Source organism: Bacteroides clarus (assembly GCF_015555825.1).
In the GTDB taxonomy this organism is placed as follows: Bacteria; Bacteroidota; Bacteroidia; order Bacteroidales; family Bacteroidaceae; genus Bacteroides; species Bacteroides clarus.
The window spans coordinates 125761-147480 of the sequence record NZ_JADNLF010000001.1 but is presented as its reverse complement, the minus strand read 5'-3'; the positions used below and the strand labels follow the sequence as shown (position 1 = coordinate 147480).

General features: G+C 39.1%; 16 protein-coding genes. 2 read left to right on the top strand and 14 right to left on the bottom strand.

The annotated features are described in order from the left end of the window. Positions 1 to 116: 116 nt before the first annotated feature. Genes I2F54_RS00545 through I2F54_RS00505 form a run of 9 tightly spaced genes read right to left on the bottom strand, consistent with a single transcriptional unit; the run spans position 117 to position 15898 of the window. Positions 117 to 3026, bottom strand: coding sequence for an FG-GAP-like repeat-containing protein (locus tag I2F54_RS00545; RefSeq protein ID WP_195500298.1), 2910 nt, complete (start codon positions 3024 to 3026; stop codon positions 117 to 119). A 21-nt stretch (positions 3027 to 3047) separates the two neighbouring features. Next, the gene (locus I2F54_RS00540; protein WP_009122018.1) at positions 3048 to 4580 is read right to left on the bottom strand and encodes a RagB/SusD family nutrient uptake outer membrane protein; all 1533 of its coding nucleotides are present in this window, start codon (positions 4578 to 4580) and stop codon (positions 3048 to 3050) included. 11 nt (positions 4581 to 4591) lie between these two features. Continuing rightward, positions 4592 to 7609: a SusC/RagA family TonB-linked outer membrane protein gene (locus I2F54_RS00535; RefSeq protein ID WP_229097106.1), complete on the bottom strand. Its 3018-nt coding sequence runs from the start codon at positions 7607 to 7609 to the stop codon at positions 4592 to 4594. Positions 7610 to 7652: 43 nt separating this feature from the next. Next, a complete protein-coding gene (locus I2F54_RS00530) occupies positions 7653 to 10319 on the bottom strand; it encodes a carbohydrate-binding protein (RefSeq protein ID WP_195500297.1) in 2667 nt (888 codons plus the stop codon). 34 nt (positions 10320 to 10353) lie between these two features. Further along, positions 10354 to 11793 carry a sugar porter family MFS transporter gene (locus I2F54_RS00525; RefSeq protein ID WP_195500296.1) on the bottom strand — a complete coding sequence of 480 codons (1440 nt, stop codon included), beginning with the start codon at positions 11791 to 11793 and terminating at the stop codon, positions 10354 to 10356. A gap of 19 nt (positions 11794 to 11812) precedes the next feature. Continuing rightward, entirely contained in the window at positions 11813 to 12592 is a 780-nt protein-coding gene (locus tag I2F54_RS00520) for a glucose-6-phosphate isomerase family protein (protein WP_195500449.1), read from the bottom strand. A 14-nt stretch (positions 12593 to 12606) separates the two neighbouring features. Beyond that, complete coding sequence (locus I2F54_RS00515) at positions 12607 to 14370, bottom strand: class I mannose-6-phosphate isomerase (protein WP_009122013.1); 1764 nt, start codon at positions 14368 to 14370, stop codon at positions 12607 to 12609. A gap of 24 nt (positions 14371 to 14394) precedes the next feature. Beyond that, positions 14395 to 15327, bottom strand: coding sequence for an ROK family protein (locus I2F54_RS00510; RefSeq protein WP_009122012.1), 933 nt, complete (start codon positions 15325 to 15327; stop codon positions 14395 to 14397). A gap of 13 nt (positions 15328 to 15340) precedes the next feature. Further along, complete coding sequence (locus tag I2F54_RS00505) at positions 15341 to 15898, bottom strand: glucose-6-phosphate isomerase family protein (RefSeq protein WP_009122011.1); 558 nt, start codon at positions 15896 to 15898, stop codon at positions 15341 to 15343. A gap of 243 nt (positions 15899 to 16141) precedes the next feature. On the opposite strand from I2F54_RS00505, the gene I2F54_RS00500 reads away from it, so the two are divergent. Continuing rightward, on the top strand, positions 16142 to 16873 hold the full coding sequence (locus tag I2F54_RS00500; protein WP_009122010.1) for a GntR family transcriptional regulator: 732 nt from the start codon (positions 16142 to 16144) through the stop codon (positions 16871 to 16873). A 78-nt stretch (positions 16874 to 16951) separates the two neighbouring features. Here the strand turns inward: I2F54_RS00500 and truB are convergent, their stop codons facing one another. Genes truB through I2F54_RS00475 form a run of 5 tightly spaced genes read right to left on the bottom strand, consistent with a single transcriptional unit; the run spans position 16952 to position 20554 of the window. After that, a complete protein-coding gene (gene truB, locus I2F54_RS00495) occupies positions 16952 to 17656 on the bottom strand; it encodes a tRNA pseudouridine(55) synthase TruB (RefSeq protein ID WP_195500295.1) in 705 nt (234 codons plus the stop codon). Positions 17657 to 17661: 5 nt separating this feature from the next. Continuing rightward, positions 17662 to 18465: an undecaprenyl-diphosphate phosphatase gene (locus tag I2F54_RS00490; RefSeq protein ID WP_195500294.1), complete on the bottom strand. Its 804-nt coding sequence runs from the start codon at positions 18463 to 18465 to the stop codon at positions 17662 to 17664. 34 nt (positions 18466 to 18499) lie between these two features. Further along, positions 18500 to 18733 carry a DUF3098 domain-containing protein gene (locus tag I2F54_RS00485; RefSeq protein WP_009122007.1) on the bottom strand — a complete coding sequence of 78 codons (234 nt, stop codon included), beginning with the start codon at positions 18731 to 18733 and terminating at the stop codon, positions 18500 to 18502. A 40-nt stretch (positions 18734 to 18773) separates the two neighbouring features. After that, a complete protein-coding gene (locus I2F54_RS00480; RefSeq protein WP_009122006.1) occupies positions 18774 to 19649 on the bottom strand; it encodes a cell division protein FtsX in 876 nt (291 codons plus the stop codon). Then, a complete protein-coding gene (locus tag I2F54_RS00475) occupies positions 19649 to 20554 on the bottom strand; it encodes a class I SAM-dependent methyltransferase (RefSeq protein ID WP_129618551.1) in 906 nt (301 codons plus the stop codon). The genes I2F54_RS00480 and I2F54_RS00475 overlap by 1 nt, the downstream gene beginning before the upstream one ends. A 615-nt stretch (positions 20555 to 21169) precedes the next feature. Between I2F54_RS00475 and I2F54_RS00470 the strand changes: the two genes are divergently transcribed. After that, the gene (locus I2F54_RS00470; protein WP_195500293.1) at positions 21170 to 21670 is read left to right on the top strand and encodes a DUF3836 domain-containing protein; all 501 of its coding nucleotides are present in this window, start codon (positions 21170 to 21172) and stop codon (positions 21668 to 21670) included. Positions 21671 to 21720 lie beyond the last annotated feature (50 nt).

Here is a 21720-nt window from a genome sequence, read left to right as displayed (position 1 = left end):
GCAAAGATACAAACTGAGGATAGGCGATGTCAAGACATTCATAGTTAATAATAATTAAATGCAGCAAGATAATAATTTGACTCTGAATTATGTACAGTGCCGAAATAAAAACAATACTATTCCCGGATAAACCTCAAATCATCAAAATTAGCGCTATTTCCTTCTATAGGACCCAGTAAAATAGCAGTAACAATCGCATTCGACCATTCGCCCGTAAATTCCGGATGATTAATTATATCATTATAAATATCTCTTTTAAATACTGTCCATTCAAGCTTAGGTTTATTTTCAGTCAGAGTAATACAAGGGGTATCAGCTTGTGCAGTACCCACCCGATAAAATATATTCTTAGCTTCCCATATCGGCGAAGTTTCTGAAGGTTTCAACAACCGGAAACCGAACCATGTAGCGGACGCCTCATTACTCTTAATTGCTATTTCAAAGTTTTTATATATCTCAATAGGCACCCTGATTGCACTTTTACTTGTACTTGTTATATACAATTTTTCCGGTGTAACCTTTATTGAGGTATTTCCTTTATAAGCATCTTCAGATAGTTCCCAAGTTGAAAGCTTACCATTGTAATAGTTATCTATAGGAAGAGGGATCTCTTCATCAAGTACAATAATTTCCTTCGCACCTTTGGAAAGTGTACTTCCGGAACTATCATATGTAAACTCATAGTCGGGAAATGAACGTGCATAATCTTTAGGAACTTCCGGTAAATCCCTATTACGATTCGTAGTAACTACGAGGCTACCAAACAAGCTGAGTTGCGGAATTATTGCCTGATAAGATCGCCCATTCCGGTTCAAAGGTATTTCCATTTTTCCTTCGGGAGAAATATAATAAGCTTTATGGACTTTCAAACCTTGAGGAAGCTGAAAATCTACTGTTGCAGAAATTGTCTGTGGTTCAAAATTTACTTCCGTCCACTTAAGCTCATCAACACCATAATTAATTAAATTAATCACCAAAGCATCTATCCGACGCGTACGCTTATCTATCCGTTCCTTTGCTTTTATCACGAGCCCTGGGAATTGTTCTTTTACAGATACACGACTTTCCCTGATATCCCTAAATAAATAAACAGGATTAGAGTAATAGAAATACCCCCCATACGCTTCAGCGAATCTATTCCATTTGGATATTTCAGTCAATACCTCTTTAGGATATTTAGTTGCATGAAATGGAACAGGGTCTGTAAATCCGGCAATTCCATCTACGACCTGAGCTGCAGGATAAGTTCCAGCAGCAAGACAAGTGGCAAACTGATAGCGGATATTAGCTTGTGGCCAACTAGCAGTCAGCTTCATAGCTGTTGGCGGATAGAAATTTGCAAACAATGGCTTATCTGGATATTTGGATTTAGCTTTGTACATTACATCATACATCTGGCTATACCGATCTCCCGTACCCCATGCTTCCGGCCATATTTCCAGAAACTGATGATCTACTACAGCTGCCGTCATTTCAAAAGGAATATTATTGTTGGCATACGGTAATTGCAATGTAGTAGTGGTTACATCAGGGCGTATCTGTTTTACATGTGTATTCAGCGTATCTGTCAATACAGAGATCTCATGTGAAATATCTCCTTTTCCGCTCAATGCATTACACTCGTATACATCCGGTAATCCATACCAGTCCCATCTCCAACCATCCCAGTTAAATTCCAATTGAGCCATTTCAGCCTGATCCTTTAAATAATCATTAAAATTCCTGAAACTCTTGCCATTAATTGTATATGAGTGATTTATATTCTGATTAATACCCATCAAGTAAAGATAGTTCTCTCCATACATGAAGAAATTCTGGTTTTCAGGATTACGTATGGCCCACTCCGGATGGTTGTGAGCGAAAGCCGGAGAAGAAGCGTATATAGCGTTGTAGCAGATATTACGCCCACCTATCGCCTGAAACTTCCTTATCTTCTCCAACATCTTGGCCTTACTAGTCCATAAACGATCGTCTCCGACATAAGTATTCCAAGAACTACCTATCATTGCATTTTCTTCATGGGCCCGCATCCATGGATGATATTCCAAAGTATTTATTCCTAAAGCCTTCAACGCTTCAATCCATTTATCTACATCTAAAGATTCATCAAATATACAGGTCCATCCATGTCTTAAATTGACTTTTTTACCCAAAGCTTGTTTCGTAGCAAGAGGCAAAACTTGTGGACGGGAATAGTTGAAATCTGCAATAGCAAATCCTAAGATGTCTTTTACCGGACAAGTAATGCTTTGATTTACCTCCCCTTTACCATGAATATTTCCGTAGCCTTCCATTTTAGGTTTATCAGGACTAAAATAATTTATATATATTTTATTGTCCTTGGGACGATATACAGCCATATCGTCATAGCCGTCTCCATTAAAATCACCAACAAGAGGAATATCGTACGGAGTACCAAAAATAAGTCCGTCGATTGCATAAGGAGAACTGAAGCTGGGCTTCCCTGCCAAGTCCGACAATGAGACAAACCACTGTGAGGTCCCAGGTCTGTATATACAAAGATCGTCCACTCCGTCAGCATTGAAATCTCCCGCCAATACTTTATCACCAACCTGTCCAAAACTACTTCCAGAAATATCGCTAACTCCATCACAAGGAGAATAATCAATGCTCCATTCCAATTTACCATCTCCATTAGAGGTTATTACAGCAATATCTGTTTTACCATCTCCATTAAAGTCACCAACAAGGCACTGCTCTTGAGGAGTACCAAAAACAGTAGTAACAGATTTCTTAAAATCTCCTTGATGAGCTTTTATGAACCAACTCCACTCCAGATTATTTCCCTTTACTTTAACCTCACATAAGTCTAAAAATCCATCACCGTCATAATCAGCAAAGAAAGCCATTTCTTTTTCTGAAAAATTTCTAGGCAAACTTTTATCAATGGATGAATCATTGTTGAAATCAATAAACCATCCTTTTGAAGTACGATATGCTACATCATCATGTGAATAAGCCCATGAAGCAACGAAAAGAAGAATTAATATATATACACTTCTCATAATTCTATTTAATATTTAGGGTTAATAACCTGAATTTTGAGGTAGCAAATTCGGATTAGCATCGATATCATCAATAGGTACAGGTAATAAAAGATGTTTGGGAAGTGTGAAATTCGTCTTTCCAATACTATGGAAGAAGTTCTTTGCATATTCCCCTTCATCATATCTTATCAGGTCGAACCAACGATGTCCCCCCTCAAAAGCTAGTTCCATACGACGTTCGTGACGTATAATTTCACGGACTTCTGCTTGTTGCCCCGACACGCTTGGTAACCCTGCACGTACCCTGACTCTATTTAATGGACCACCAACGTTGGGAGCAGTTGCAACTGCACAAGCTTCTGCAGTTCTTCCTACTTCATTCAAAGCCTCAGCATACATCAGTAACACATCAGAGTAGCGTAATACAGGAAAATTTAATGGACTGTCCATTGGATTCGTAGTGCCATAATTAGTACACATAAACTTTTTGACATTATATCCGGTTGTTGAAACAGCAGGATCATATATCCAACCTTGATAATCATCCCCTTCAGAAAAAATAGAAACAATTTTTCTTTTATCATTAGGTTCAAAACTTTCAGCAAATTCTGAATAGACATGAAACCAACCAAAATTTCCCCAAGGACCACCTATATTTACAGGTGCCAATGGAGCAAGATACTCATTATGCCATGCCCCTTGTCCAAGTACATCAAATGGTGCATAAGGTGATCCTTTCTCATATTGAACTTCAAATAAACTCTCTGGTCCATTTTCTTTGGTATCATCAAAATTATCTTTATAATTTTCATTCAAAGAATATACATTCGTAGCCATAAGTCGTTCGATAACATCAATAACATCATTATACTGTTTTAATGTTAAATATACTTTAGCTAATAATCCCAATGCCGCCCCACTTGTAGCACGTCCAATATCTTCTCCTGTATATCTTTGAGGTAAATAATCAGATGCATTTTGAAGATCTTGAATAATTACTTGATATACTTCATTTTTATCTGTTCTTGAAACTTTCAGATTATCATTAGCTGTTTGTTGATGCAATATCAATGGGACATTGCCAAAAAGCCTCACCATATTAAAGTAATATAAGGCCCTTAAAAAATGAGCTTCCCCTTTATATTGAGATATTTTATCATCACTAATATTTTTCTTCGAAAGATCAATATTATCAATCACCCAATTAGCACGATTAATGCCCGCCCAAGGACCACGCCATAATTCTTTAGCTCCATTATTATCTGAATTTGCAATAAAATTAGACAATTGTACCGTTTCTATGCCGTTACCGCCAGCCTCATTTCCGACACGACCTTCTCCTGCTATAATATCCAAAGTCCACATACGCAGATTGTACATATATGACCGCTGTAAAGGTTGATATACAGAATTTATGGCACTCTCAACTTCTTCCGCAGTGCCAGTTGTAAAAAAGTTACCCGTAATAATCTTATCTGTCGGAGATTTCTCCAAATAACTTTCGCATCCTGATAGGGAGACAAAACATATACACAAAATGCTGCAGATGCTATATTTAATCATTGCTTTCATTGTACTCAATTTTAAAAGTTAATATTAACACCAAACATAAAGGTCCTTGCAGGAGGGTAAATCACATAATCATACCCGTTAACACCTACTTCCGGATCTAAACCGGAATATTTAGTAATAGTAAAAAGATTATCAATATTTGCATAAACTTTTACACCTTGCAATGAAAGTGATTTTGTCCATCTCTCCGGCAAACGGTATGCGATATTCAAATTCCTCAATTTCAAGAAAGAGCCATTTTCCACATAGCGATCAGAACGTCTGTTATTATCATTCGGGTCTGCATATATTGCTCTTGGCATACTATAACTTGAGTTTTCGCCAGTCCACCTGTTTGAAGTAGAAGCTAATTGATTGTAAGTAGTTGACATACTTTCGTGTTCACGACGAATTTCATTAAATATTTCGTTGCCATACACAGCTTGCAAGAAGAAGCTGATATCTATATTCTTATAAGAAATACTATTATTTAATCCAGCTGTAAACTTAGGGTGCGGATTTCCTATTATGGTTCTGTCTTTTTCTGTTATAACATCCCCATCAGTAAACTTTTTAAAAGCGATATCACCCGGTGAGGTGTTTGTTTGTGAATTGTGGCTATTCTTATCAGAAGCCCGCATTTCCATGGCAGGACCGGTAAATACATCATCCAAATTTTGGTATATATGGTCTACTGCATATCCATAAAAGACATTAATAGGTTCTCCTTCTCTTAACAATAAAAGATACTCAAATATATCGGAACCTCCTATATTAATTACCTTATTTTTATTAAATGCAATATTAAAACCACTATTCCATTTAAAGTCTTTTGTTTCAAAATTGACAGTATTAATGCTAAACTCCATACCTGTATTCCTTACTTTCCCAATATTTACATAAGGCCAATCCGCCGAATTCAATGAAGAGCCACTGGTCTGCGGTACAGGTACCTGAGTTAACATATCATTCGTATTCTTGAGATAAAAATCAGCGGTAAACGAAATACGATTATTTAAGAATGCCATATCTATTCCTAAGTTATACTGTTCCACACTCTCCCACTTTATATCAGGATTAGACAATTTATCGGGATAAATTAAGCCTACTGTATTTGAAGATGAATTGGATGAACTACCAAAATTGTATTGTCCCAAAGCATCCAGTCTATCTGTATAAATAAAGTTATCTATTAACTGATTTCCTGTCATACCATACCCCGCACGCAATTTCAAGAAACTAAAAACTTTATTGTCTTGCATAAAATCTTCATTCGAAATAGTCCATGCACCTGAAAACGAAGGAAAATAACCATATCTGTTTTTAGGACCGAAACGCGAAGAACCATCAGCCCTTAAGGAAGCAGTCAGAAAGTATTTATTATCATAAGAATAATTTATTCTTCCCAAATAAGACATGATTGCCCAGTCAGAACGATTACCACCTACCGATTCTGCTTCCAATGCATTATCCAATTCAACAGTAGCATCGCTGGAACGCCCGGTACCCGATGCACTCAACCAACGCTTAGTATAATTTTGGAAAGACGTTCCCACCAATGCCGTAATAGCATGTTTATTAAATGTTTTATTAAACGTAAGAGTATTATCCCATACAGTTAGAACCTCATATGCAGAAGAAGTCGTTTGTTTAGTTTCATCTTGCTGGGCATTTCCCCATTTATATTTAGGAATATAACTATCATTATAGTTATATCCGGCTTCAACACCCACTACCGTCTTAAATTGAAGAAAACTTGCAATATCATATTCTCCGGAAACATTTGCAATTCCGCGATATGCATTGGCCGTATTGGTTTGTGTATTCAATATTCCAACAGGATTGATCGCCGAACCATTCAATTCAGAACTCCCTGTCGGGCCTCCATAATTATTGTCTCCATCATAAACCGGAATAGAAGGTAATATTCTCATAGCATTTGCTATTACTGTATAGGCATCTTGGTTATCCCTTTTTTCTCCACTTAACGCAATATTGGTAGTCAGTCTGAACTTAGAACTAATTTCAGAACATAAATTGGATTGAAGAGTAACCTTCTCATATCCTGTACTTTTCAAAATACCATCTTGCTTATAATATCCCAGTGAGGTAGTATGGACAGTTTTATTACCTCCGGAAATAGTAGCTGAAACTTTATGGATAGGAGCCGTCTCGAATATTTGGTTCAACCAGTCAGTTCCATTACCTAATGATGAGGGATTCGCAAAATCAGGATTCAGTTCAAAACCTGCATTTTTCCGCATCTCATTGTGCAGAGCTGCATAATCAGCCGCATTCATCATATCATATTTCTTCGCTATCTTTTGGAAACCATAGCTATAATCTACCGAAACCTGCGTCTTTCCTTTAATACCTTTTTTAGTAGTGACCATAACCACTCCATTAGCACCCCTTGAACCATAAATAGCGGTTGCCGAGGCGTCTTTCAAGACATCGATAGATTGGATATCATTAGAATTTAGGAACCAGATTCCCCCATTAACAGGCATTCCATCTACTACATACAAAGGATCTGCATTATTTATAGTACCGATACCTCTTATTCGTACGGTTACATCTCCACCAGGAGTCCCTGAGTTTTGAACTACCTGAACTCCCGGAAGCTTTCCTGCAATTCCTTCTAATACATTCGAAGATGTGGTTGCCTCAATGTCTTTCCCCTTAAGAGATGAAATAGCACCAGTCAAATCTTCTTTCCTCATGGTACCATATCCTACAACAACCAGCTCTTCCAGCATATTTTCATTTTGTGACAGATGAACATTGATCACCTTTTCATTTTGGACTGTTACTTTCTGAGTAATCATACCAATATAAGAAAAGACGAGAACATCCCCTTTTTTTGCGGGAACCGAATAGGAACCATCTAAACCCGTGATTGTCCCTTTTGTAGAATTTTCAACCGAAACGCTAACACCTATCAATGGTTCTGAAGTCTCCTGTTCGAGAACTTTTCCTGTAATTTCCTGGGCAAGTATATTGCCCAGCATGCTGCATAAAAACAGATAAGTTAAAAAAACTCTTTTCATGGTATTCAAGATTTAATTTATATATGAATTATCTGTACGAATATTATAATCGTACGACGGTTAAGTAGTCAATAAGCCAATCATTAAGGTTTTCTTTATTGAAAGACATGTTATTATCAAATCCCTTCCCTTCCGGGTTAATCTTTAAAGACAATGTATGCTTTCCGGCGGATAGGCTACGCAACACAATATGATTGGATTGTGTCCATTCTTCCCAATCACCATAAGCTTCCAGGATGATTGTTCCACAATCCTTTTCATCCAGAAACAAAGAACGAATTGTACAAAAAGTATTATGAGGTCCATGTCCGTTAGCTCCCGTGAAACGAATCACATAATCACCTGTTTCAGGAATGTCTATTGCTATTGAAAGATTGGCCGGATTAACAGAATAGTCTTTCACATAGCCGTTACCGGAATAACCTTTTTCATCAGTTTTTATAAATACTGTCTCAGTAAAATCCTCTGCCTCATACCGTCTCTCATAAGAAGTATAAAGTACAGGATTGGAAAGATCGGATTCAATTCCTTGTTCGTCAACTGCACATACAGAATAATATCCTGGCTTTTCTTTTTGCAGATTATAAGGAGACTGTACCTCTTTATCCACACCCATACCCTTCAGACGATAAGTTACTCCAGGCTGCATAGTCCAATGAATATATTTATTTTCCAAACGGATGACAGGTTCTATAGGTGACCAACAATTATGCGGACCTGCAGGCACTCTATTTATCTTTTCATTACTTTCATTCTCTTTAGTCACAGCTATAACTATATCATAAATGCCTTTAGCTCCGGCAGGCAATATATAGGATGTGGTCTTCTTCTTGCCATTTACAATAAGTGATGCAATTTTCGTTCCTTCCCCCTTCACTGTAATATTTAAGACGGCATCACGATACTTAAAATGCTCCAACTTGATTTCAGTTCCTACCCATGCCGGCAATACAGGATTGAAATGTATTCCTTCCATTGTCAGTTCCATTCCGAAAAGTACACGATACACCATGCTGATATAAGAAGCAACCGACCAAAGTTGCCTGTCAGAATTCAATGCAGTGTTACGATCATAGCCTGTGTCGTAAGTTAGGTTTTCTTTGTGGGTTAAAAAAAGAGCCGATTGGCGAATGAGTGATTTCATCAGGTGTTCAGTTACTACAGAATTCCCTGAAGACTTGGCTGCATACATTAGCGGTGTCTGCCAAACCGGCCATATACTTTTATTATGATAGGCAAAATCATCGGGAATACTGGGATATAAAACTGCTGCCCCGTATGCATACATCGGTGAATTTTGTACGACTTTACCAACTTGTTCGGATGAGGCAACTCCTAAAATAGCAGCCAGCCCATTTGACATACAACCTACTCTCTGCGAAGAAACATATCCTAAAATCTCAGGATACAAATAGCATTCGAATAAACCTTTCTCTTCATTCCAGAAATGCTCATTCATTCCCTTTTTCAACTTTTCGCTAACACCACTCCACAGTTCCCGTTCCTCTGCCGGCACTTTAAGGATACTTCCCGCATTGGTAAGAAAGCGATAGAGAAAGAAGTGCAATGCATTCGTACCACAAGAGAAAGACTCTCCTATATTTACATTTGTAAACCAATTGGGATAGGTATGGGTACGCCAATCCATAGAGCAAGTCTCACCTTTGAAGAGGTTCACATTAGAATCAAAAGCAACGTGCAAATCTTTTAATGCAGTATTGCGTAATCCTTCGTAAGCTTCCTGCAGCCATATCTTATCACCCGTCACCAAATAATATTCCCAGGCAGCAATAGCCCACACAACACGATCTGTAGAAATAGGATAAGAGCCACCACTACCCGTATCTTGCAGGGCTTCACTTGGATTCTTTAAAGTCTGTTTTTCCAAAGTACGACGAGATACCTCGGGCATGATCCAAGAATAGGAAAAATAAATACTATATACTGCATCACGTGTCCAGGTATCAGGCCATAAAGCTCCTGCCATATAAGTAGAATCCGTACGAACATCCTGTAACATTTCTTCGAGTGCCATATTATAAAGAGCAGGCACCAGCATATTTCCTTTAGCTGTAAAACGCGGAAATGCAGAAATATCACGTGAAAGTTTCCAGTGGTTGGTTCCATGATAGTTTGACACTATTTCCCCCTCCGACAAGGCTATTGCCTTACGTTCTCCTAAAAACGAAGATTCTGTAACCTCATTGGGAGAAAGAACAAACGGTAAACCTGCACTATTTTTCCTAACCGGTGTCCAATGGGCTTTGAACTCTGTATTACGATCTACGGGCAAATAGTAGATTCCCCCATTTTGAGCAACAAGGTACGAATCTTTATCTCCTTCGGAATTACTTAAAGTAAACCATCCACAATTGGTCATGTGATCATGAGTAAAACCTGCATAAGACCAGATAAAAGATTGATCCTGGCTGTCTGACATTGGCATAAGTCGTACATGTCCATTGTCGCCCAATTGTAAATATTCGCCTGTCTGTTTATTACGAATACGGACTGCCTCATTATTCATGGCTTCTATCACCCACAGAAAATTATCATCATAAGGGTCTTTGCCTGTCTTTAGCGTATGCTTATTGGCATACATATATTCATCTGTTCCACGTATATGAAACATCCATTCAGATACTGTTTGTGAAGCTATGGGTATAGTACTTATACAAAACAGTAAAGAGATAAGCATGAGTTTTTTCATATTCTTACAGTTTATATAATTCAATAAATATCTATTATTTTAGATTGCGCGGCTTGCCGCCTTTCCTCCAGTAATCTTCTATTTTCTCCAATGATATTCCCTTAGTTTCCGGAACATAGAAGTATCCCCATATAAGTGCCAGCAAAGCTATAAGTCCATAGAAACCAAATGCACCGGCAGGATTTCCCACTTGTTCCCCATCAACCATTATTTCAGTACCGGGTATGGTCAAAGCATTCACTATTTTAAAGAAAGTAAAGGATACGATACTATTGAATACCCACACTGAAAGTGAACCTACTGAGGCTCCCAATCCGCGTACTTTCTGTGGAAATACCTCCGAGATTATCAACCAGCCTAACGGACCGATGCTAATAGCAAAGAAGGCCACATACAGGAACATAAAAATAACCGTCAGCCATTGTCCGGCATTACCCAACTCATTGACAAAGACAAAACTTAAAGATAAAGTTATCAAGGATAAAATAATACCGGTAAGCCCTGTGAAATAGAGTTTACGACGTCCCAGCCTATCTACAAAATAGATAGAAACAAGAGTTGCAACCACATTAACAACACCTACACCGACAGCTGCCCAAATAGCAGAAACAGCTCCATCGAAACCAGCCATAAAGAAAATCTTAGGGCTATAATATATCACAGTGTTAATACCTACAAACTGTTGAAAGAACATTATTCCAATAGCTATGAAAAGCGGTGTACGCAATGTAGGCTTTATAAGCTCACTCCATTTTGAAATTTCATTCTTACTTTTTTCTATCTCTTCATTAATAGAATGTGCCACTTCTTCAGCTGCTCCATGCCCTTCAATCTTATTCAGGATAAGCATTGCTTTCTGCTTACGCCCTTTACTCATTAACCATCTGGGACTCTCGGGCATACAGAACATACCTATCAATAAGATAAGAGCCGGAAGTATGCCTGCATAAAACATCGGACGCCAACAAGTTACATCTACTTCATCTGCAAAAAACAGGTCTGATAAATAAGAAACAAGCACTCCTAATGTTACCATCAACTGAAACATTGAAACCAAAGTTCCCCGAATATTGGTTGGTGATATCTCTGCAATATAAAGAGGTACTGCAAATGAAGATACTCCAATGGCTATACCCAGAAAAAGACGTGCCAGAATCAAGTTCGTAGAGTCCGGTGCAATCCCGGACCAAACAGCTCCTATCGCAAATATCACAGCGGAAGCAAGTATCACCTTCTTACGCCCCAAATAATCAGTAACTTTACCGCAAAATAATGCTCCGGCAATAGCACCAACAAGTCCGGCTGTAGTAATAAGTTCAATTACACCGTCATCAATGCCAAAGTCTTTCTGCAGAAAAGGAATGGCTCCTGAAATGACACCAGTATCAAATCCAAATAATAATCCTCCTGTAGCAGCAATAATGGCTATAATGTAAACCAGAACAGGATTTTTATGTTGATTAGTGTTTTTCATTCTCGTAAAGTATTAATAATTAAGGTATAAAATTCTTCCAGACATCCTCTCTCAGTTGAGGAGAAGGGACATATAGAAAAGTATCGGGGTCTTTTTCAAAAATTTCATAAATACTCTTGCCAGCCTCTATTCCCAATGCAGAATAATCATTAGGTGTTTTACAGATTAATTCAGAAGTTTGGTATTGGGAATTTGCCCTCCATTCTATTTTATTCTCACTATTGAAAACAGGAAACCAAGCAATACCTCCATGAGCACGCACTCCGTCATAAACAAACCCATACTCACGGTCACACCAAGCCCCGAACGTAAGCGGAAGTTTGGGATTTGCACTAATTGTGGCATGTGCCCAATAGGGTGGTACAATTACTACTTCTCCAGCTTTTGCATATACAGCAAAACAACGCCCCGGATGGTCCTCAGCATATTCCTGCATATAAATAATAGCTTCACCCGACCAGATTTCATACACTTCGGGAGTAGACCATCCACTGTAAGGTGATACTTTATGTATATGTCCCTGACTGCGGATAGGTTCATCACCCAGACGTCCGGCAGCATAAGTCACCACCCCATATAGTAAATGCATTTTTTCCAAAAGAGCTTTATGCTCTTTCTTACCTACATCCATCGCAATAGAATAAACGATTTCAGGTCCTTCACAAGTGGGATTCATCAGACTTTTTCGGATATCATTCAACATTCTGTTTTCAACCTTTGGACCGAACACATCATTTCCATACTCAAAACCCATTGGTGAAAATGTCGGGTTGATTTCAAAACCTGGATTAAAAGGCATTTCTCTACTGTTTGTCATTTTCGTATATAAGCTTTAATGGTTGCACATTCTTTCCCTTCCGATTCGCCATAAGGACGAATGGTATATGTATCTACCGCTGCCGGAATTATAAATGTTTCAGCATAATGAACCACAAAAGGAGTAAAAGCACCCGCCGGGCTTTCCACAATAACTTCACGTCCCTCTACCAAGTTCAGAACTTGTACAGAACCATTAGTTTTATGAAGTACCTTACCAGTAAACCAGTGACGACGAGTTTCAATAAATTCACGTTCATGTAATCCGGTATGTTCTTCAAGCCATCCTTCATCCTCCGCAATCGTAACAAAACAGTTGATAGCTTCCTTCTTTACCCAACTCTCCGTGCGATCCCATTGAATCACATGTTTTCCATGTTCTATATTGATAGGGCGAGGACGTCCATCCAGACCTAATCTGCCCCAATCCCAAAGTTTAAAAGTAAAAATATAAGGAGTAGCACTGATTTCCAATACCATACTATTCGAACCGGAACAGTGTATCGTACCAGGTGGAATGAGCACATGATCATGCTTCTTTACCTCATATACACCCACATACTTCTCAACATCAAATACACCACTTTTCTGCGCTTGGCATAATTCATCTACCATGACTTCCGGATTTACTCCCTCTTTCAATCCCAAATAGACTTTTGCATCTTCTTTTGCATCTAAAATATAATAACTCTCCTCCTGAGTATAATGCATCCCGAATTTCTCTTGGATATACTCTACCAACGGATGAACCTGAAGACTTAGATTGCCTCCCTCCATCGTATCCAGAAAGTCAAAACGGATAGGAAATTCATCACCAAAACGTCCATATACATTGGGGCCTAATAATTGTACGGGATGAGTAAACACTAAATCAATAGAAGGTATTTCAAAACACACATCGCCAAACCCCAAAAGAAGACTATTTTCCTCAAGAACACAATCAAAACACCAAGCATAGTTTATTGCCTCTTTATCAAGGTCACATATTTCTTTCATCCATTGTCCGCCCCATGGGCCCTGGTCAAAATAGGGTACGACACGAAATGGACGCGATGCAGCAATATCCAACCCTTTAAAAATAGCTGCAGCAGACGCCATTTTAGGTTCTCCGGTTTTATTAGTATCTATAAAAACATCTATTTGTTTCATGATCTGCTTTTTCCAACGATCACAGATACGCCAATCAACAAAAAATGCCTGTTTATACTGAAGAGAAGCACGTTCTGCCTGATTCTTAAATCCTATGTTTGTAACTTCATTACGACGAAAACGAAGTTGGATTTCCCAACGTGCCATATCAAGATAGGCCAAGATAGCAGGTTCCTGCCAAATATAAGAAGCTCCTACACCATAAATTATGATATATTCTGCAGAAGAAGAGGTTATCAATTTACGCATATGCTCTACTTTGGCATTATCGAAATAAACCTCCATTGTATATCGCGTCATATAGCCAAATATCTCATCATCAGTCACATCATCTTTGATTGTATTATACAAAGCGTCCTGACCTTTCATCGCTGCTACAGATTCAAGAATGCAAGCCTCGGGAAAACCTTCATACAATGCCTTTAATACTTCATCATCATGCACTCCTTGATAACATTCTACTACCAAAATTTTTTTCTGTTGTAACAGAGAACGTAACTCAGCGGTTACGTTCTCCCAGCCTGTTACACAACTATGTTCTTCTCCCGGTACTTGCACTACCGGAAACTTGTCATAATTCGATTTTTTATTATTTAGTAAATACTTGTTCATAGTTTTATTGAATAAAAGAAAAACCTATTTAAAAAAATAATATCCGGCAGCTATCAATGCCGCATCATCACCTAATATAGAAGCCATAATCTCCACTTTCCCATCGGGACACCAAGCTAATGCATTCACTTTTCTACGTATATAAGGTAATATTACATCCTTGCTCTTCATTATACCTCCACCCAAAATTACAACCTGTGGATCATAAGCATGAATATAATTCACGATTGCAGCACTCCATACATCCATACAGTTCTCGATCACCAATTTAGCATCTACTATACCAGCAGCAGCCTGCGCAAACAGTTCCTTAAAATTATAGTTAGCTATATCATTTCGAAAATTCTGGCTGAGAAACTCATTTTCTTGAATTATCTGTGGTAAGAAGAAAGAAGATGCATGAGCTTCTACACATCCCACATTACCACAACTGCATTTTCTTCCCTGGTAATTGACAATCAAATGACCACCTAAAGAACCGGCTCGATAATGTTGCCCATAAAGTAATTTCCCCTCAAGAATCACCCCGGTACCAATTCCTGTACCAATAGTCATCATTACAACATTCTTCTTACCATAAGCTACTCCAAACTGCCATTCACCTACCGTAGCGGCACGAGCATCATTATCAATAGCAAACGGTACATTCCAATGTTCACAGCACCAACACTGTAAATCAATAGAAGGGGCATCATCATATTTAGCATTGGTTGACACTATCCGTTTAGAACGTACATTTACAATACCCGGAAATGCAAGAAACACTCCACCTAACTCATTAGAAGAAATATTATTCTCCAATAACAAATTATCAATAGCATTCGCTATGAAATCCAAACGGGGCATTAAACCATATTTCGATCCTGCATCAAGTTTTTTGACATCTACTACCTTACCGTCTTCCACCAATCCCACTTTTATGATAGTACCACCTAAGTCTATTCCTATATAATGCATATTATCTCTCCACTTAGATTAATTCTGGCTTTCCATTCACTTCTTTCAGACGGCGAGCAAATCCCTCACGAGCTATTATACCATAATTATGCCCAGCATCTGAGGGCCAACTGGCCGCGAAAGTCAATATACTATTACCTACATTAGCCACACGATGAGCAATTCCCCCTGGGATATAATGTAAACTTCCCGGATACATGCGCTCAGCCCAAACATCACGTGCTTCATTCATCAGGATAAGCATACCTTCACCTTCCACACCCCAATAAAATTCAGCACGATCAATATTAGAATGAAAATGTCCTTTCGTCATGAAATATTCATCTCCTACTTTTCCAGGCATCAGATAGGTTATTCCCATAAACAGACCACCAGGCGTTCCCTCTTTCACGGGAAATATACTAGAAACATGGTAAGCGATTAAATTTGGATCCATAACCTCAAATGCTGCCTTATCCTCAAACACATCTCGCAAATCACCCATCCTACGAGTTATTCTTTCTACATTTTCACCTATGAGTTCCTTACCCGTAAAAATTAATTTAGGTAAAAATATTAGTGCATCTTCCATACTGTATGATAATTAATAAGTTAATATTCTATTTTATAACCACATCTGATTTAGAATGACTAAAAAAATTCAAGAAACGCCCTTTCTATATTTTATTTCTTACAGACACTTCTTATTTGTTTTGTATGTATGAACATATATATGATTGTGCAAATATATAAATTACATTTTTATTTCAAAATAAAATTTGGATATTTTTTAAAAAAAAGCTACTTTTGCTATATATTTACTTAATTAACGATTATGGAAATAGATCATACTAGCAGTAAACCACTTCATATTCAAGCAGAAGAGGTATTAAGAAAGTTAATAGACAAAGAAGAGTACAAAAATGGGAAACTACTTCCAAATGAAGTAGAATTGTCTGAACAATTAAACATATCTAGAAACACACTACGACAAGCTATTAATAAATTAGTATTCGAAGGCCTTTTAACCAGAAAAAAAGGATATGGTACAAAAGTGGCTAAAAAAGGAATAGTAGGAGGAGTAAAAAATTGGCTAAGTTTCTCTCAGGAAATGAAGATGTTAGGCATAGAGGTCCGCAATTTTGAACTCCATGTTAGTTTAAAAAAACCCTCTAAAGAAATTGCTAGTTTTTTTGAGATACCTTATGAAAATAATATAAAACGATGTGTAGTGTTAGAAAGGGTTAGAGGAAATAAAGAATTCCCTTTTGTCTACTTCATTTCTTATTTTAACCCAATAATTCCTTTAACAGGTGAAGAGAACTTCACAAAACCACTTTATGAGTTATTGGAAACAAATTACCATATTATAGTAAAAACAAGTAAAGAAGAAATATCCGCCCGCTTAGCAGGTGAAATCATAGCTGATAAATTAGAAATTAAAGCTAATGATCCAATCCTAATTCGCAAAAGATTTGTATATGATATTAACAACATACCTGTAGAGTATAACATTGGTTATTACAGAGCAGAAAGTTTCACATATACAATAGAAGCAGAAAGATAGAGTATGTTCATACATATTATATAAAAGCATATAATATAAAAAGGAAAAATAAAGAACTATAAACAAATAACAGTTCTGTTATAGTTCTTCGTATTTTATATCCTGCCCGTCTATCCACTCCTTAAAATCAAGCGGATTAAGGCAATCCTCTATGCGGACATCCCCTACGCGGGTGCGCTCCAAAGCCGTAAGATGAGCGCCGCTATTCAACGCCTCACCGATGTCACGCGCCAAAGCACGGATGTACGTACCCTTGCTGCACACTACCCGAACCTTGATTTCCGGCAGATTACATTCCAGCAGTTCAATCTCGTCAATCACCAGTAACTTGGGCTTCAGCTCCACCTCCTCGCCCTTGCGGGCAAGGTCATAGGCGCGTTTACCGTTCACCATGCAGGCCGAGAAAGCAGGCGGCACTTGCTGTATCTCGCCGATGAACTTCTTCAAAGTCTCCTCTACCAGCTCCCTCGTGATATGCTCCATAGGATAGGTAGCGTCTATCTCATGTTCCAAATCATAGGAAGGGGTGGTAGCGCCCAGCCGGATGGTGGCGATATACTCCTTGGTATGATACTGAAATTCTTCAATCCGTTTTGTAGCCTTGCCCGTACACACTATCATCACTCCCGTAGCGAGAGGATCGAGTGTACCCGCATGGCCTACTTTCAGTTTCTTTACCTTCATCCGCCGGCAGATGTGATAGCGCGCATGGCCTACGACCTTGAACGATGTCCATCCCAACGGTTTATTGAAATACAGAACTTCTCCTTCTTTAAAATTCATCTGCTTCATCCCTGCATTTGTGAAACTACCAGCGTAACGATACCGGCTATTGCACAATAAATAGCAAAGTAGATCAACTTACCTTTCTTCACTATATTAATCATCCATTTACATGCCAGACAACCTGAGATAAAAGCCGCCAAAAAACCTATAAGCAACGAGAATCCCGGAATATCTCCCGCAACGGCTTCTCCTTTTATCATCTTGACACCGTTCAGCAACGCTTCACCCAAAATAGGCGGCATCACCATGAGGAAAGAAAACTGCGCCAGCTTGGCCTTGTTATCTCCCAAAAGCAAGCCGGTGGCAATGGTACTGCCCGAACGTGAAAGCCCCGGCAACACAGCACAAGCCTGCGCCAAACCTATGATGAATGCATCTTTCATGGAAATCCTGTCTTTCTGTTTCGGCTTGTAATAATAGGAAAAACTCAGTAACAAAGCGGTCAGCAACAGACAACATCCCACAATAAACAACCCCGAACCAAAAATCATCTCTACTTCCTCCTTAAAGAATACTCCCACAATACCAACGGGTATCATAGATATCAAGATATTGATGATATAACGGGTTTCTTCATTCATTTTCCATTTAAACAATCCGCGGAAAATCCATTCAATCTCTTTCCAAAGCACTACCAATGTACTGAATACGGTAGCTACATGAACTACTATGGTGAAAGCCAGATTATCTTCCCCCTGAATTCCAAATAATGCCGATCCGATAGCCAAATGTCCGCTGCTGCTAACCGGTAAATATTCTGTCAATCCTTGAATAAGCCCAAGAATAAGCGCTTCAAACCAATCCACTTCTTCAAATAAAATTAAAAGTTAAAAACAACCGCTATTCCTTCTCCGTTTTCGGTTTACGCAATACGGCATATATCATAAATACAAATCCCAAAAGGCAAACCAATGGAGCCACCTTAATACGTCTTACACTAAAAATGTCCGGTTCAAAGTGTGTCGGTGTAGATACAGGGCCGGTCATTAGAATAAAACCAAGTATTACCACCGCCATACCGACAGCAAGCAGAATAAAATTGGTCTTGTCAAAAGCGAACTTCTGTTTACTCATCTATTTATTTACTATTTAATGATTTACTATTTCTTACCTCTTATATATAATACAATGTACTCGCCTTCATCCTCAGATACTTGTTGATAGAGAGCAATGCACACAACCAGGTAATGAGCACTCCGAACACCAGTACGGCAACGGAAACCAGCAACATCACCTCAGGCGTAATCACCCTGATTAACTCCGGTTCATAAGAAACCAGCCAATAGGCGGCTCCCCACAGAACGGCATCGGCAATGACAGCCGACAATACTCCTATCCAGAAATTACGCCGCAGGAACGGACGCCTGATAAAGCTCCAACTCGCCCCTACCAGCTTCATCGTATGGATAAGGAAGCGTTTGGAGTAGATAGTCAGACGGATTGTATTGTTAATCAGCGCAAAGGAAATGAAAGTCAGAATGACAGCCAAACCCAACAGCATCAGACTGATATTGCGGATATTATCATTCACCGCATCTATCAGGTCTTTCTGGTAAAGTACTTCCTGAATATTCGTGTTCCTCTTGATTTTCTTCTCTATCTTGGCAATGCTGTCCGAATTGGCATAATCGGAATGCAACTTAATCTCGATGGACGCCGTAAAAGGATTATAGCCGAGGAACTCCTGCGGGTCTGTCCCCATCGCCTCGGTTTGTTCGCGAAGCGCCTGTTTCTTGGAGATATATTCCGTCTCCTTCACAAACGGCTCTTTATCCAGTTTCTTCTGCAGTTTCAGGATATCACTCTCTTTCATATCATCACTGATAAGAATAGAGAAGTTGATATTCTCCTTTACGTATACGGAAAGGTTGTGAGCCCCCAATACAAAGAACACCACCAAGCCCAACAACAGCAATACCAATGTAGTACTTATGCTGGATGTGATGAACTGCATATCAAAATAGGATACCGAATTACGTTTAGCTTTCATTAAATCACCTTTTTTTTACGAAACACATAAATCATGGAACTGCTGCGCTCTTTCCTTACCAATGCATGGAACCATGCCAATGTACCGGTAATCATGCCCCGTATGAACGGACATGAACGACGCATATTTTTCTCTGTCAGCATGGATACGTAGAACGCGTCAAACGGCATGGGATGACGCTCCGCCAAAATAAAGCCATGCTTGGAACCCAGCCGCTGGATAGTGCCGGGAGTAAAATGCCACAAATGCCGGGGCACATCGTAGGCAGCCCAATAAGCTCCGTATTTCCTGGCGTCGTACGAAGAGCAGTTGGGTACGGCTGCAATCAGCACCCCTTTTTCCGTCAGCAACGAGTTAAGCGTTTCCCAAGTCTCATTCAACGGTTCAAGGTGCTCCATTACGTGCCACAGCGTAATGACATCAAAACTATCCGGTTCAAAATCCTTCAAAGCCGTATCGGGCTTTACCTCCAAGCCGAAATGCTCCTTGGCAAAAGCGCGTGCATGGGCGTTCTTTTCAATGGCTTCCACCTGCCAGCCGCAACGCTTCATTGTATCGGCAAAATAACCGGTTCCCGTGCCGATGTCCAGCAGACGTCCTGTTTTACGATGCGCTTCATGCGCCACCAAGCGCGCCTTGCGCTTCAACATATAGCTGCGCACCCAATGGTATACGGAGTTCATCACCCCTTTCTTCGTATCTGAATGGGATATATAATCGGGAGTTTCATAATAGCGTCCGATTTCCGCTTCTGCGGGAAAATCCTGGGTCAATATAAAACCACAGTCCCTGCAACGGCACAAGTGGAATACTTCACCCGAGGCATAATGGTCTATGCAGGTCAGGGTACGCTCCAAATGCGTTCCGCCACATACCGGACAAGCTTTTATAGTGAGTTTATTCATCGAACGTTTACCAATAAGGAAGTGCAGTCTGAACCGAACAGACCGCACTTATCCTAAATTTGGTGCAAAATAACAAATAAAAAGTGATTTACAAGGCTTTCATTAAGGAGATTTAATAAAAGTAATGCTGCGCCGAAAGTGACAAGGAAGGAATTCACCGCAATTAAGAGTCGCGCATTAAGAATACAACCAAGAAACAGGCAGACATTAATCCGTTAAACGGTAGTTATTATTGCGTCAGACAATTGTCGCCCTTTCGTTAGACAGCTGTTTAACGCAAAGTCAACGGCTGTCTAACGAAAGGATAACAACTGTCTGACGAATTAAAATTCGCAAACAAAGAAGATAACAGAGAGCGGGGAGATACCTGTTATTCCTGCAGAATAAACTAATCACAGCCTTTGTGTTCGGTCTTGAGCGGACAAGTGTCCGATAACGAACAGACACATAAACATAATAACAATTGATAATCAACGATTTATATCTTTGGCACAGGATTTGACTTTTATCAGGCGAAGGCGTTCGAAAAAAAGATGAACCGAAAAGGCAACTTTTTATATCGGAAACAACGTCTAAAAATAAAACGGAAATAGTAACAATAAAAAAATAAAGATTATGAAAACTACAAATTTATTCAAAGCAATCGCATTCGTAGCAATGATTATCGTAAGCGTAATGAACTCGGAAGTAAGGGCTCAGGACAACTTCATCACCAATGAAGAAGTAAAGAATGACTTGGTAGTAGCAAAAACAATCTTCAAGCAAGACGGCACATACCTCTACAACCACATGCGTTATGAATTTACATACGACAACGAAAACCGTCTGACCGGCAAGACCGCTTCCAAATGGGACAGCCTGCAAAGCCGATGGACACCTTACTTCAAGATGTCTTACCAATACGAAAACAATGAAATCATCATGTCATACGCACGTTGGAACAAGGCTCACAAGGCTTATGACAAGGATATGAAGAAAAGCGTATATGAAATGAACGAAGAGAACATGCCGGTAGCTTACAAAAGCTATGAAAAGAACAGTGAAAAATCCAACTGGACACTGGTAAGCTACAACCGTATAGACCATACGGCAAACTTGCTGGCAATGGCGGAATAACAGAAAAATTAAAGTTAACAATACATTAATAAGGGGAGCATAGACCGCGA

Excerpts from the sequence above, each read along its gene's own strand:
- I2F54_RS00530 (WP_195500297.1), bottom strand. The coding sequence starts at position 10,319 with ATGAAAAAACTCATGCTTATCTCTTTACTGTTTTGTATAAGTACTATA.
- I2F54_RS00470 (WP_195500293.1), top strand. The coding sequence starts at position 21,170 with ATGAAAACTACAAATTTATTCAAAGCAATCGCATTCGTAGCAATGATT.
- I2F54_RS00480 (WP_009122006.1), bottom strand. The coding sequence starts at position 19,649 with ATGAAAGCTAAACGTAATTCGGTATCCTATTTTGATATGCAGTTCATC.
- I2F54_RS00545 (WP_195500298.1), bottom strand. The coding sequence starts at position 3,026 with ATGAGAAGTGTATATATATTAATTCTTCTTTTCGTTGCTTCATGGGCT.
- I2F54_RS00535 (WP_229097106.1), bottom strand. The coding sequence starts at position 7,609 with ATGAAAAGAGTTTTTTTAACTTATCTGTTTTTATGCAGCATGCTGGGC.
- truB (WP_195500295.1), bottom strand. The coding sequence starts at position 17,656 with ATGAATTTTAAAGAAGGAGAAGTTCTGTATTTCAATAAACCGTTGGGA.
- I2F54_RS00485 (WP_009122007.1), bottom strand. The coding sequence starts at position 18,733 with ATGAGTAAACAGAAGTTCGCTTTTGACAAGACCAATTTTATTCTGCTT.
- I2F54_RS00475 (WP_129618551.1), bottom strand. The coding sequence starts at position 20,554 with ATGAATAAACTCACTATAAAAGCTTGTCCGGTATGTGGCGGAACGCAT.
- I2F54_RS00525 (WP_195500296.1), bottom strand. The coding sequence starts at position 11,793 with ATGAAAAACACTAATCAACATAAAAATCCTGTTCTGGTTTACATTATA.
- I2F54_RS00515 (WP_009122013.1), bottom strand. The coding sequence starts at position 14,370 with ATGAACAAGTATTTACTAAATAATAAAAAATCGAATTATGACAAGTTT.
- I2F54_RS00500 (WP_009122010.1), top strand. The coding sequence starts at position 16,142 with ATGGAAATAGATCATACTAGCAGTAAACCACTTCATATTCAAGCAGAA.
- I2F54_RS00505 (WP_009122011.1), bottom strand. The coding sequence starts at position 15,898 with ATGGAAGATGCACTAATATTTTTACCTAAATTAATTTTTACGGGTAAG.
- I2F54_RS00540 (WP_009122018.1), bottom strand. The coding sequence starts at position 4,580 with ATGAAAGCAATGATTAAATATAGCATCTGCAGCATTTTGTGTATATGT.
- I2F54_RS00510 (WP_009122012.1), bottom strand. The coding sequence starts at position 15,327 with ATGCATTATATAGGAATAGACTTAGGTGGTACTATCATAAAAGTGGGA.
- I2F54_RS00520 (WP_195500449.1), bottom strand. The coding sequence starts at position 12,592 with ATGCCTTTTAATCCAGGTTTTGAAATCAACCCGACATTTTCACCAATG.